At 57.2% G+C, this 12,539-nt stretch carries 10 protein-coding genes; 4 read left to right on the top strand and 6 right to left on the bottom strand.

The genetic code is table 11. From position 1 onward, the window contains the following. Positions 1 to 18: 18 nt before the first annotated feature. Complete coding sequence (gene leuA / locus ACQE2I_RS06340; RefSeq protein ID WP_427030640.1) at positions 19 to 1,725, top strand: 2-isopropylmalate synthase; 1,707 nt, start codon at positions 19 to 21, stop codon at positions 1,723 to 1,725. A 137-nt stretch (positions 1,726 to 1,862) separates the two neighbouring features. On the opposite strand, the gene ACQE2I_RS06345 is transcribed toward leuA, so the two are convergent. From ACQE2I_RS06345 to ACQE2I_RS06355, 3 genes are all read right to left on the bottom strand, one after another. Next, positions 1,863 to 2,723, bottom strand: coding sequence for an alpha/beta fold hydrolase (locus ACQE2I_RS06345; RefSeq protein ID WP_427030641.1), 861 nt, complete (start codon positions 2,721 to 2,723; stop codon positions 1,863 to 1,865). Positions 2,724 to 2,808: 85 nt separating this feature from the next. Further along, entirely contained in the window at positions 2,809 to 4,875 is a 2,067-nt protein-coding gene (locus ACQE2I_RS06350; protein WP_427030643.1) for an autotransporter outer membrane beta-barrel domain-containing protein, read from the bottom strand. 276 nt (positions 4,876 to 5,151) lie between these two features. Beyond that, a protein-coding gene (locus ACQE2I_RS06355; RefSeq protein WP_427030644.1) for an IS3 family transposase occupies positions 5,152 to 6,719 on the bottom strand; the annotation gives its coding sequence in 2 pieces (ribosomal slippage) (positions 5,152 to 6,254 and positions 6,254 to 6,719; 1,569 coding nt in all). A gap of 451 nt (positions 6,720 to 7,170) precedes the next feature. Between ACQE2I_RS06355 and ACQE2I_RS06360 the strand changes: the two genes are divergently transcribed. Continuing rightward, positions 7,171 to 7,710, top strand: coding sequence for a hypothetical protein (locus ACQE2I_RS06360; protein WP_427030645.1), 540 nt, complete (start codon positions 7,171 to 7,173; stop codon positions 7,708 to 7,710). Between the two features lie 355 nt (positions 7,711 to 8,065). Here the strand turns inward: ACQE2I_RS06360 and epmB are convergent, their stop codons facing one another. Further along, positions 8,066 to 9,076 carry an EF-P beta-lysylation protein EpmB gene (epmB, locus tag ACQE2I_RS06365; protein ID WP_427030646.1) on the bottom strand — a complete coding sequence of 337 codons (1,011 nt, stop codon included), beginning with the start codon at positions 9,074 to 9,076 and terminating at the stop codon, positions 8,066 to 8,068. A 108-nt stretch (positions 9,077 to 9,184) separates the two neighbouring features. Here epmB and efp point away from each other — a divergent pair, with 108 nt between their 5' ends. Continuing rightward, on the top strand, positions 9,185 to 9,751 hold the full coding sequence (gene efp, locus ACQE2I_RS06370) for an elongation factor P (RefSeq protein WP_427030648.1): 567 nt from the start codon (positions 9,185 to 9,187) through the stop codon (positions 9,749 to 9,751). A 102-nt stretch (positions 9,752 to 9,853) separates the two neighbouring features. Then, on the top strand, positions 9,854 to 10,834 hold the full coding sequence (gene epmA, locus ACQE2I_RS06375; protein ID WP_427030650.1) for an EF-P lysine aminoacylase EpmA: 981 nt from the start codon (positions 9,854 to 9,856) through the stop codon (positions 10,832 to 10,834). 14 nt (positions 10,835 to 10,848) lie between these two features. Here the strand turns inward: epmA and asd are convergent, their stop codons facing one another. Together asd and ACQE2I_RS06385 are read right to left on the bottom strand one after the other, a co-directional pair. Then, entirely contained in the window at positions 10,849 to 11,682 is an 834-nt protein-coding gene (gene asd / locus ACQE2I_RS06380; protein ID WP_427030651.1) for an archaetidylserine decarboxylase, read from the bottom strand. A 10-nt stretch (positions 11,683 to 11,692) separates the two neighbouring features. After that, on the bottom strand, positions 11,693 to 12,538 hold the full coding sequence (locus ACQE2I_RS06385; RefSeq protein ID WP_427030653.1) for a sulfurtransferase: 846 nt from the start codon (positions 12,536 to 12,538) through the stop codon (positions 11,693 to 11,695). Between the last annotated feature and the right edge of the window lies 1 nt (position 12,539).

The following is a 12,539-nucleotide window of genomic DNA, read 5'->3' on the forward strand; positions in this document are numbered from 1 at the left end:
GATTTTAGGAGAGCCGCCATGATGTTGACTGATCCTGCCAAAAAGTACCGCCCCTTTGTGGCCGTTGATCTGCCCGACCGTCAGTGGCCGAGCCAGCGCATTGAATCAGCGCCTATCTGGTGCAGCGTTGACCTGCGCGACGGCAATCAATCGCTGATCGACCCGATGGATCAAGAGCGCAAACAGCGCCTATTCGACATGCTGCTCAGCGTGGGTTTTAAACAGATAGAGGTAGGCTTTCCGTCCGCATCGCAAACGGACTTTGATTTTGTCCGCTCGCTGATTGAGCAGGATAAAATTCCCGAAGACGTGACCATTCAAGTGCTGACCCAGGCGCGCCCGCACTTGATTGAACGCACCTTTGAAGCCTTGAAAGGCGCCAAAAACGCTATTGTCCACGTTTATAACGCCACTGACCCCATGTTTCGCCGGGTAGTATTTAACGTCGATAAGCCTGAGTGCGTGCAAATCGCCGTGGAGGCGACCCAGCAGATCCGCGCGCAGATGGACGCTGCACCGGAAACCAACTGGACCTTTCAGTACTCGCCGGAGCTTTTCACCACCACCGAGATGGATTTTGCTGTCGAGATCGTCGAAGCGGTCATGGAGGCTTACGGTTCCCGCGCCGATAAACCCATGATCGTCAATTTGCCGGCCACGGTAGAAGTCGCGCCGCCAAATAACTACGCCGATCAAATTGAGTGGTTCTGCCGCCGCGTCAAAAACCGTGATCATCTGATTGTCAGTGTTCACCCCCATAACGACCGCGGTACTGGTGTCGCGGCCGCCGAGCTAACGTTGATGGCCGGCGCCGACCGGGTGGAGGGCACCCTGTTCGGCAACGGCGAGCGCACCGGCAACGTCGATATCGTGACCTTGGCGATGAATATGTACACCCAGGGTGTTAATCCGCAGCTCGATTTCTCTAATATCACCCCGATCATGCGCGAAGTGGAGTACTGCAACCAACTGCCGGTGCACCCCCGCCACCCTTATGTGGGCGATTTGGTATTTACCGCCTTCTCCGGCTCCCATCAAGACGCGATCAAAAAGGGCATGGCGGATCGCCGCGCAAATCCAGACGCATTGTGGGATGTGCCTTATCTGCCTATCGATCCGCTGGATGTAGGCCGCAGCTATGAAGCGGTTATTCGGGTTAACAGCCAGTCGGGCAAAGGCGGTGTTTCTTACCTGCTGGAGCAAGAGCACGGCATTGAGTTGCCGCGTCGGCTATCGATTGAGTTCAGCCAGGTGGTGCAAGAAGTCGCTGAGCGCACAGGTAAAGAAATCACCTCACAAATGATTTATCAGGCCTTTGCCGATGAGTATTTGCAGCAACGCGCGCCCTTTGCATTAGTTAACCACCGTTTGTCGTCTGAACCGGACAGCCCCAAAGTGACGCTGGAAGCCGTCGTTGAGACTGATGGCAGCCGCCAAACGCTAAGCGGCGAAGGCAATGGCCCGTTAGCTGCTTTTATCAAAGCACTTGCCGCGGCAGGACACGCTGTAGAGATTATCGACTACCACGAGCACTCACGCGGCCAGGGCGCCGATGCGGAAGCTATCGCTTACGTGGAGGTGCGTATCGACGGCAACGCGGTGTTTGGCGTAGGCACTGATGAGAGCATTACCAGTGCCTCAATGAAGGGCGTTCTTAGCGCCATCAATCGCCATCACTCCACCCAGCCAGCAGCGGCGAATGTGACGGCGGCGTCGTTGGGGTAGACAAAGCGTTAATGCTTAATCGACTTAGATATTACTATGGCCAGATAGCACTATGGATAGTAACCCCCAGCAACGCACGCGCCACTCTCAAGCGCGGGGTCATTGGCTCCGTCCATAGCAGCGAGGTATGTGATCTGCTACTCATGCGAGTCGATCAGGAAAGTTGGACGCTGCCGCCGGTGAGCATCGTCAAGCTCGGTTAGCCTAGCCGGCGGCAGGTGGTTAGCTGCGGGCATAATGGTAAGGTGTGCTCCAGGAATCTTGTGGGCGGCGGGGGTGAAGGCTGCGGCGGGGACTTGCTGGTCTTGGCCGCCGAATATGAGTAGGCGTGATACGTCTGCTCGCCAATTGTTGATTTCCGCCGGATTCAGTGAGTCGAACAGCGGCGTGAAGCCGTGCAGCTCGCTCCACAAGGCGATATCGATCGGGGCCGCATAGGCGACGACTCGATCCACCGCGGTGACCTCCTCGGCTACCAGCAGGGCCAGCACACCGCCGCCGGAATGGCCCATCAGGGTGACGTTCGTGGCGTTGGGGTGTCGGTCGAGCCAGGTACGCAGACCCTCGGCTAAGGCAGCCACCACACGGGGCGAGTAGCGCGAAAAGGTCCACAGAGTCGGATGGCACTGCCTGGCAGGGCCCATGCCGAAGTAGCAGGGTCTGCCCAGGTATAGCGCTGGTGAAGGTCCTTCAAGGAACTGCCGAAGCATCGGCGTATCGCGGGGAGTAGGGTCATCCGAGACGCGTTTCCCCCCGGCCAACCAGGGGCGCCCGTCGCCCTCGATGAGGACCCTCACGCGCTCACCGTCACCCGGCCGTTCGGCGGCAGCAAGCTGAAATCCATTGCCGTTCAGGGAGACAACGCCGGCAGCGTGACCCGCTGGCAGGCGTGACGCCAGCCCACCGCTTGATACGGCACACCCCGTCAGCATACCCACTAAAAACACGGACTGAGCCAGTCGCACTACACGGCTAACCAAGCGTGAGCAGAGTGTCATGCAAGAATGAAACCTGTGGGGAAAGAAAAAAGGGGCGCGCCGCCGTGCGACACGCCCAAGTTGCAGTACCGCGTTCGGTTCTATCTCAGAACTGTTGGCGGAACTGCAGCATCACTCCGAACTCATCGTAGTCGCTATGCCCGAAGATGGTATCGGCGTTGAACGTCACGCTGCGGTTGCCACCGATCTCCTGCATCAGGCCCACGCTGACGCGTCCATAGTTGTCATCCGGCCGCGGTACATCCACGGTGAAGACGTCGTTGGGCGATGCGGCGAACGCCGAGGTTACTGCGGTGGAGTCATCCTTGAACTCATGCTCCCAGGCCACGGAGGCGGTGGCGATGGTGCTGGCACCGACTTGGTAGGCGGCACCCAGGCCCACCTCAGAGTTAAGCGACTCGAGCCGACTATCCTCGACAACCAGAGCCGCATTGCTACCGGACTCGGTGAAACCATCCATGTCGACGTTCTGGTAGTTGAGGTAGACGAACGGTTGCAGGGCTAGTTTCGGTGTCACGGCGATCTCGCGCAGCGCACCCAGCGAGGCCGAAGTGATATCGGCATCGGTGCTACCACTTGCCATGCCGAAGCCGGTCTCACGGTCGGCGTCGATGTCCATGCGGCTGTAGCCCAGGCTGGCCTCCAGGTAGAGGTTAGGCGCCAGTTCATGGCTACCGTAGAGATTCAGCCCGTAGCTGTCGCTGTCGGTACCGCCGGCACCCATATCGTAGTCGGCATCGCTGTTGGCGTAGTGCAGCGCCACACCCGCCTGTGTTTTGTTGTCGAAATACTTGTCGACACCGCCGACCAGGGTATAGGTGTCGCTGTCGTAGCCACTGGTGCTGTCGTTGCCGTCGAAGTCGCCATTGGTGTAATGGCCGCGCAGGAAGTAGCCGAAGCCGTTATTGTCAGCCGATGCCGCGCCGCCGCGCATCTCCTGAGCTGCCTCGATCTGGCGGTTGGTCAGCGCCACGTTGCCGTCGTAGTAGTCCATCACCTGCACGTTGGCCACGTTGGTGCCGGCCTGGCGTAGTGTGGCCATGCGCGTGCGCAGGGTGCGCATCACGGCGCGGCCGTTGTTCAGCGCCCCCTGCAGCATCTGGCTGACCTGATATTGGGTCAACTGCTGGTACTGTGCCGTTTGGCTGACTTGCTGGCCGAGGTTCTGCACATTGGAGTTCTGGCTGGAGGCGATAGCTGCACACACCTGGGCCGCTGCCCCGCTGGCGCTGTCACAGTTGACCCCGATCACTGTACCGCCGCCGCTGGCGGTGATGTTGGCCACCAGCTGTGCCAGCGTGCCGGAGAGGGCGGTCAGGGCGGTGGTGTCCTGGTAGACGTCGCGCAGCGCGTCGATATCAATGACGGTACCATCGGTGGCCAGTGCCAGCTCGGTGTAGTCGGCCTGGGTATTGCTGCCGGCGCTGCCGAACTGGTAGCCGGTCTTCTGGACGATGGAGCCGTCGGCCTGCTGCACATAGGCGGTGCCGGTGGCGGGGTCTTTGCCGACGATAGCCACCGCCGGGTTACCTGCCAAGTCCATGAAGCGTTGATTGACCACCGCATGCACCGTGGTGCCGGAGCGGCTGAGCTCACCTTCGATGAAGGCTTTGTCGAGTTCGGTCATGCCCTGGGGCAGATGACCGGTTGCCAGATTGGAGGTGTCGTTATCCCGGTCCTCGTCGGTGATCAGCATGATCGCCTTGCTGGTCGAGGAGCGGAAGGTATAGTTGCGGAAGGTGTAATCGATAGCGCGGTAGCCATCCTCGGTACCACCGCTGGTGGTCAATTCTGGGGTGGTGTTGTCGAAATCCGTGGCGCTGCCCCAGACATCATCCGGGTTACGCTTCAGCCAGAAGTGGCGGTAGAGGGCGCCGCCTTCCTCGCGGCCAGCCTCATTGGGCGTGACAGACGAGAAAGTGCCACCACCGAAGCCGACCAAGCCATACTGGTTAAGCGTGACCCCCTGGTTGTTGAGCAGCTGGTCGAGGTTGTCGACGTAGGTGCCGATGAACTGGTTGTGTTCGCCGGCCATGGAGCCGGATTCATCGATGACCACCGCCATATCCAGTGAGGTGGCGGCCTGTTGGGCCTGGGCGGAGGCCGCCATGCATACGGCAGCGGCGATTAGCGTCGGTTTGAGCAGTTTCATGATGATGTGTTCCCTTCACTTTTACTTGTTGATGCGGCATATCGGTTTTTGTAAGACTATTATTGCCACATTGCATGAACCCAGTTCTTGAACCCAGCGCTTCGGGGCCGGGCTAAGAAAGGTTATCTAATGAGTACAGCATATAAAAAGAATTTTTACTTTATTATTTTTTTATTTTTAGAAAATATATAAAAACAACTCTTGATTAGGTATAAGGCTAATTATTATTCATGATCTGGCGGTAGTTGTCAAGGAATCTGTCGCCTCTGAGGCCTTTTAGGCCACCTGTTTTTCTGGTTCTACGACGGTGACCTCGAATTCCCGTTCTGGGTTGAGCGACACGGTACCGATCGGCGTCCAATTCCGGGTCTTACCACTCCAGCGGGCAGGGTTGGCGTCACGTGCTGCCTGATTAATGGCGTGGCGCTTGGTCAGTACCTCGGTGTCCTCGCCAGCATGGCGCTGTGCCGGCGTCACCAGGCGAATCCCGCTGTGGCGGTGTTCGTGGTTGTACCACTGCACGAAGCCGGCCACCCACTCGCGGGCATCGTCGACCGTGGCAAACCCGTCGACGGGGTAGCAAGGCCGGTACTTGCAGGTCCGGAACAGCGCCTCCGAGTAAGGATTGTCGTTACTGACACGCGGCCGGCTGAAGGACGGCGTGATGCCGAGGTCATGCAGCTTCTCCAGCAGCGTGGCGCCCTTGAAGGGGCTGCCGTTGTCCGCATGCAACACCAGTGGCTGATCGATGATCTGCTCGGCCAGCACCGCCCGCTCCAGCACGCTGCGGGAGTTATTGGCCGACTCAGCCAGAAACACCTCCCAGCCGGTGATCTTGCGGCTGAAGATGTCGATCATCATCACCAGGTAGTAGTACTGCCCCTTGATCGGACCACCCAGCCAGGTCGCGTCCCACGACCACACCTGGTTGGGCGCGGTGGCCTGGTAGGTCGTGGGCTTGGCGCGGCGCTGAGGCGCTTTGGCGCGGCCACGATGCACCACTTGTCGGTGCTTGTGCAGAACGCGGTAGAACGACGAGGGGGATGCCAGGTAGCGCTGCTCCTCGTCGAACAGGCGCACCACGATCTGCTCTGGCGGCAAGCTCGCGTACTCGGGCCGGTGGCACACGTCGAGTATCTCCTGCTCTTCGGCCGGTGTCAGTGCGTTAGCCGGCACCGGCCGGTCGACCAAAGGGCGCTGGTCCTCGCGTAGTTCGCCGTCGCGCGTCCAGCGTTGGTACGTTCGGGCGGTGATGCCCAACTCGCGACAGGCGGCTTCCAGGCGGGCCCCTTGGGCCCGGGCGTCTTCGATCAGCGCGATAGCGCGTTGGCGATCTGGGGTGCTGATCATTCGTCCTCGTCCCCCCAGATCGCCCTCGCCTTTTTTCGCAGGGCCAGTAACGCTGCGGTTTCCGCCAAGGCCTCGTTCTTGCGAGCCAGCTCTTTCTCCAACGCCTTGATGCGCTTGCGCTGCTGCTTGGCCTCGTCGGCCTCACGCTGGCGTTCCGAGTGCGAGAGACTGGCGGCCTGCTCGCAGTCATGTCGCCAGCGCTCCAGCTGTTCGGGATAGATCCCCCGACGGCGGCAGTATTCCGCGGTTTCCTGGGCGTTCAGCGAGGCGGTTTCGATCACGGCGCTGAACTTATCCTTGGATGACCAACCATCGGCGCCCTTGCCCAGGGCATCCGGCAGACAGCGCCCTTCGGCACGGGCTTCCTTGCGCCACTTGTAGACGGTGCCCAGTGAGATCCCTTCCTGCTCCGCGATCACCTGCGGAGAGAGGTTGTGGGGAGGCAGCAGCTTGGTGACCACGGCTTGCCGGCGCTCCTCGGAGTAACGAGGCATGAGTGTCTCCTTTCGCCCCCTGATCGGTTTATAAGAACAGGGTATCAGAGGGTACGACACTCATCCTGACACTGGGGGCTGGTGCAGCATTGGCGGTGTCCTCCCGCTGCCGTGAGAAAGCGCAGGATCATGGCCTTGCGGCCACAGCGCTGATTGAAGCAGTGCTCAAACTCGGCCCGGTAGCGTGAGCCATGCAGCCCGCGGAAGGTAGTGATGACACTTGAAGATCTCGCGAGAGTTGGTAGTAGGTTGTGTTGCCGCCGTCAGGACAGAGAGGCCTGCGGAGGAAGCAGGAGCCATTACGTTTAATATAGGGAATGGGGCTACAGATTATTGGAAATATAAAAGTATATTCTTATGTAGAGGCTTATGAAAAATGGCTTGAATAAGGCGCGCCTGACGCCGTGCCTGCCAGCCTGTTTGATTAAATATAAATGAAAAAGGGAACCGAATGAAACATACCTATAAGCCACTATTCGTCACAGTTCTAGGCTGCGCGCTTTTCTATGGCACTTCCTATGGAGCTGCCGCATCAGGCTCAACAGTTGATTGGACACCCCTGCTTACGTCGTGGGAAGACGGCTGTGCCCAGTCGGAAGAGTGGAACGAACTACGTCGAAACCTGGTGACTTACCCAGAAGGTTCGCTCTATCCGGAGGTTAACGAAATTGTCCTGCCGGATGCTTATAAAGAAGCCCTTGGAGAAATAGACTTCTTTGAGCGCAATCAAGATTACAGCGGCTACCGTTTAACAGCAAAAAACGGTGAGTACTATGGATTGCCAGTGGATAGTTTCGTTTTTTATTTTGGGAACTCAAATGGCCTTAACGTGCTTTTAGTTGAGTTTTCAGGATCTATCGCAGACGTTAAAGAAAGGCTTTCAAGCGTTGAGTACTCCCTGGTAAATCATGACAGTGGTCCCTATCAAGCGCAGTTGATTAATGACGAACAAACAGGTAAGGCTATGCTGATGTGTGATTTAAGTGTTTAAAATTCAGGATTTATAAAACCGTATAATGAGTGAGCGTCACCGTCACCGTCCCCCTGTAAAGAGTTCTGCCGCCAATAGATGAACTGGTGATAGGTCACGACTGCTGTTGGTAGAATGCCATGCCGGATAATCCTGACGCTTGTGAGTTGGGGTGAAAAAAAAGTCTAAATGAGCAAAGTCATATCTAAGCTGTGGCCACTATGGCTAGTTGGTTACATCAGCAGCAAAAGGTGATGATTTCGACTTTAGTATAGCTATTTGGTGCAACTGTATGGAGAAGCACAGAGGCCTAACTCAAGAGCGCCATAAAGTACCAGGTTAGCGTTTAGGACTGATTTGTGCCGTTTGATCCGCGTTAAAGCGGCGTTTTACTTGCCTTGCCAGGAATTTCCCGCACCAGCCGCGGCATTAAGAACCCCGGCAAATAGTCGCGAAGCTCAGCCACCAGCTCGCGGGCTTCTGCATCCGAGACATCGAAATGCGCAGCGCCCTGCACGGGGTCTAATACATGTAAGTAATAGGGCAGTATGCTGGCTTCAAATAGCCGTTCAGAAAGCGCGGCTAGCGTATCGACGCTATCGTTCACTCCGCGTAGCAGCACGCTTTGGTTGAGCAGCGTTACCCCGGCTTGTTTAAGCCGCGTGCAGGCGTCGACGACCGCTTGGTCAATCTCGTTGGCGTGATTAATATGCAGCACCACGACTTTCTGTAAGCGAGTCGACGCTAGCCAGCCCAGTAGGGCGTCATCAACTCGGTCGGGAATCACCACCGGCAGGCGGGTATGAATGCGCAGCCTTGTAAGGTGTGGGATGCCTTCTAGCTGTTCCACCAGCCAAGCCAGTTGACGGTCATTGGCGGCCAGCGGGTCACCGCCAGAGAGGATGGCTTCGTGAACAGTGGTGTCAGCGCGCAAGTAGTCGAGGGCTTGCTGCCACTGCGCTCTAGAAGGCGAGTTGTCGCTATAGGGAAAATGGCGGCGAAAGCAGTAGCGGCAGTTGATAGCGCAAGTCGGGCTGGCAATCAGCAATACCCGGCCTGCGTACTTATGAATCAGTCCCTTGGCTGGCCGATGTTCGGCTTCTTCAAGCGGATCCAAAACGTAGCCTGCGGGCGATAGTGCTTCTTCGCCTAGCGGTAAGACTTGGCGTAATAGTGGGTCGGTTATGTCGCCATGGGCTATTCTGCTGAGATATGCCTCAGGAACGCGTACTTCAAACAGGCCATGGCCTGTATTAGCCCCAGCAAGCCACTCCCTGCCTAGGCCTAGCCGGTCACAGAGTACCTTAGGGTCGCGGATGGCGTTAGAAAGCTGCTGTTGCCAACTAGGGCGTGTTTCAAGCGCGGCAATAATGATGTTCTCCTGCAAAAAAGCCCTCCTTCGGGTTATCATGCGTGCACCCATTTAAGAACGATATCTATAGGCGACGCGTGGCTTTGAGCTCTACGCTACTGAAATGAAATATTGAGAGGCATTATGGCGAACTATTCTACCAATGAATTCAAGGGCGGTTTAAAAGTAATGCTCGACGGCGATCCTTGTTCGATCGTTGAGAACGAGCTGGTTAAGCCGGGCAAGGGTCAGGCGTTTAACCGCGTTAAGCTGCGTAACCTGATGACCGGCCGTGTGGGTGAGAAGACCTTCAAGTCGGGTGATTCTCTGGAAGGCGCCGATGTCATGGAGATGGAGATGGAGTACCTCTACACCGACGGTGATATGTGGCACTTCATGAAGACCGACGGCTCTTTTGAACAGTACGCTGTGGAAAAGAAAGCCTTGGGTGATAATGTAAAATGGCTCAAGGAGCAGGTGCCCTATATCATCACGTTGTGGAACGATAAGGCGATTTCCGTGACGCCGCCCAACTTCATCGAGCTGGAAGTCGTTGAAACGGACCCAGGTTTGAAAGGCGATACGGCCCAAGGCGGCTCCAAGCCAGCTACGCTGTCGTCTGGTGCGGTGGTTCGCGTACCGCTATTTATCAACCAGGGTGAAGTGCTGAAAGTTGATACGCGCAGTGGCGACTACGTCTCCCGCGCTTAACCGTCTTTCGAGTTTCCAATATCCTAAAATGGCCGCGCACTGTACGCGGCCATTTTTTATTCAAAATTCGTCTTTATGAACCAGTTTGCCTAAGGAGTAGTGATGGCCGTTGATTGGCAACCCTCAGCGTCAATTGAAACGCTGCGCGAGCGAGCACGGTTAATGGCCAACGTGCGGGCTTTTTTTGCCCAGCGTGACGTGCTGGAAGTAGAGACACCGGTGCTTGGGCAAGGCGGCAGCACGGATGTCCACTTGGTATCACTTCACACCCTAGCGCGCACGGATAAAGGTCAGCGCCGTCTCTGGTTACAAACCTCGCCTGAGTTTCATATGAAGCGCCTACTAGCCGCTGGCAGTGGGCCGATCTTTCAGCTCGCGAGAAGCTTTCGTGATGGTGAGGTGGGTGGGCGCCATAACATCGAATTCACCATGCTGGAGTGGTATCGGCCTCAGTTTACACTGGAAAAGCTGATTGATGAGACCGCTACCCTGATCATGACGCTGTTACCCAGTTTTCCCGGCCCGCTGGTGCATTACCGCTACCGAGAGTTGTTTCATACTCACTTAGACGTCGATCCCTTCACCACCTCGGTGGAAAAACTGCGTTCGTTGGCCGCTAAGCGTGCGCAAATGCCCGCCCAGTCATTAGCTGACGAAGGTCGCGATACTTGCCTTGACCTGTTGATGAGCGTGGTGATCGAGCCGCAGCTAGGCCAGCATGAGCTCAGCGTGGTAATTGATTACCCGGCCAGTCAAGCGGCTTTGGCCCGACGCCACCAAGATGCGGATGATGAGTGGGTGGCTTCCCGCTTTGAGGTCTATCTAAACGGTATTGAATTGGCTAACGGCTACGATGAGCTAACTGATGCGGCTGAGCAGCGCGTCCGCTTTGCAGAAGATAATGCCGAGCGCCGTCGTTTAGGTTTGTCGGAAGTGGACGTGGATGAGCGCTTGCTGGCGGCACTAGAACACGGGATGCCCGAAGGCGCTGGTGTGGCGCTGGGGATAGATCGCCTTATGCAACTGGCCTTGGGCAAAGCACGCCTGGAAGACGTGCTCGCATTCTCAACGCCTAACTGCTAGAAAGCAGCTGTTAACTAGAGAGTAGCTAACGACTCTCCCATGCTGACCATTGTCACGTGGGGGCGCTCTGCGAAATTAACCGGTTTGGCGAAGCACATTACCACGGTGGAGCCAAGCTTGAAGCGGCCCATCTCGGCGCCTTTTTCTAGCGTGATCGGTTGGCCAAACTGCATGCGCTGAGGGTGGCCTGCAAGCGGTGTCACCTGCCCTGACCAGACCGTCTCGATAGCAGCGACAATCATGGCGCCGACTAATACCATTGCCATCGGGCCTTGTTCGGTATCAAAGATGCACACTAAGCGCTCGTTTCGGGCAAACAGACCCGGTACATAGTCGGCGGTGGCTTGGTTGACCGAGAACAGCCTTCCAGGGACATAGATCATTTCGCGTAGGGTGCCGGTGGCCGGCATATGCACCCGGTGGTAGTCCCGTGGCGAGAGATAAACGGTGGCAAAGCTGCCGCCAAGAAACTCTTCAGCCAGTGCCGTCTCGCCACCCAGCAGCGTTTGGGCGGAGTAGGTGTGGCCTTTCGCCTGCACCAGTTGCCCGGCCTGTAGGCGTCCGTATTGAGAGAGCGTGCCATCGGCGGGGCTTAGAATGCCATCGCCCAGGGGGCGCGCATCGGCTTTTAGGGCGCGGGTGAAGAAGTCGTTGAACGTGGCGTAGGTGCTGGGGTCTGGCTCCAGCGCTTGGCTCATATCCACATTAAAGCGTTTGATAAACGCTTTAATCAGGGTGTTTTTTACCCAGGTATTATCGCACTGGGCAAACTTGCCAGTCAGGCGCGAGAGCGCGTGGTGAGGCAACGGGTATTGCAGTAGCGAAAAGGCTTTTTGGGAAAGAGTCACAGTTATATATTCACTTCTCAATCGGGGTGTCGTCGCGGTTGCCCCATTCACCCCAGGAACCTGCGTAGCCACGCATATTAAAGCCTAGCGCCTTGCCGACCAGCCAAGTAAAGCTGCTGCGATGGTGGCTTTGGCAGTGGGTGGCGATTTCCATATCGGGCGTGAGACCGAGGGCGCCAAGCTCGGTGATTAGTTCGGCGTAATCGCGGATGCGCAGTGCACGGCTGCGATCCATGGCGTGAAGCCAGTCCAAATTGACCGCACCGGGAATATGGCCCAGATGCTTATTATTGCCGCGTACGCCAGCGTACTCATCTTTGGAGCGTGCATCCCATACCGCGAACTGCCTATCGTCGAGCTTCTCTTTGATCTCTTCAAAAGTGATCAGGGTATTGGGGTTGAGAATCTCAGCACTGTATTCGCTGGCAGTGGGGGCCGTCGGTTCGCTGCTCTGGTTTAGCCTCGCATCACGCCAAGCGTGGATGCCGCCGTTCAGATAGGAGTAGCGGGTGTGGCCGATTAGATCTAGCGTCCACAGTAAGCGTGCCGCCCAGCCGCCGCCTTCGTCATCGTAAGCCACTACGTGGGTGTCGCGGGTCAGGCCTAGGGCACTAAACAGCCTTGATAGCGCATCCACACCGGGAACGTTGCTGGGGACTGGCCCTTCGCCACGCATCAAATAGCGAAAATCGAGGAATATAGCGCCGGGCACATGGCCCTGGCGATAGCTGTCGCCGTTAACCGGCACATCGATAATCAGCAGCTGTGGATCATCCAAATGTTCCTGCAGCTGTTCAGGTTCAACGATCAGCGGCAGCAGGTTGGCTTCCGACGATTGGCTTTCGGTGCTCCTCATG

This window comes from Halomonas sp. H2 (assembly GCF_050215315.1).
GTDB lineage: Bacteria > Pseudomonadota > Gammaproteobacteria > Pseudomonadales > Halomonadaceae > Vreelandella.